Source organism: Frankia sp. CcWB2 (assembly GCF_977927585.1).
Genome location: NZ_CDWRCM010000039.1, coordinates 10,997 through 11,470 on the forward strand (window position 1 = coordinate 10,997; position 474 = coordinate 11,470).

Consider the following 474-nt stretch of genomic DNA (forward strand, 5'->3'; position numbering starts at 1 on the left):
ATCAGGGTCTGCCGGTTGAGGTCCGGCTCCTCCAGAACGCCCGGATGGACCAGGATCAGCCGGCCGATGCCGGCGGCGGCCAGGTAGGTCGCCGCCGCTCCGCCGACCCCGCCTACCCCCGCCACCAGGACGGTCGCGCCGCTGAGCCGCCGCTGAGCGGACACTCCGAAGCCCGGGATACCCAACTGCCGCTCGTACCGTCGATGCGGGTCGAAGACGGACGGCGCCTGCCGACGGGATGGGTACGGTGCCGGCGGCCCGGCGCAGATGGACCCCAGCAGACGCGGGTGGGAACGGAATCGGGCGGTGACCATCGGGCGCTCCCCGGGTTAGGCCGAACAGATGATCAAGTAGTGCGCTGTCAAGACACCAGCGCGACCCGGCCGATCTCGGGCAGGGCCTCCTTCAACCGGCTCTCGATGACGCCGGTCAGGGTCGCGGTGGCGCTGGAGCACCCGCCGCAGGCTCCGGTAA

Annotated in this window: 2 protein-coding genes; both read right to left on the bottom strand. The window is 71.5% G+C overall.

From position 1 onward, the window contains the following. Window positions 1–314: ThiF family adenylyltransferase (locus ACY45C_RS06475; protein ID WP_462186735.1), on the bottom strand; the 314-nt coding region annotated here is incomplete at its 3' end. A gap of 47 nt (window positions 315–361) precedes the next feature. Further along, a partial coding sequence (locus ACY45C_RS06480; RefSeq protein WP_462186748.1) for a NifU family protein occupies window positions 362–474 on the bottom strand: 113 nt, incomplete at its 5' end.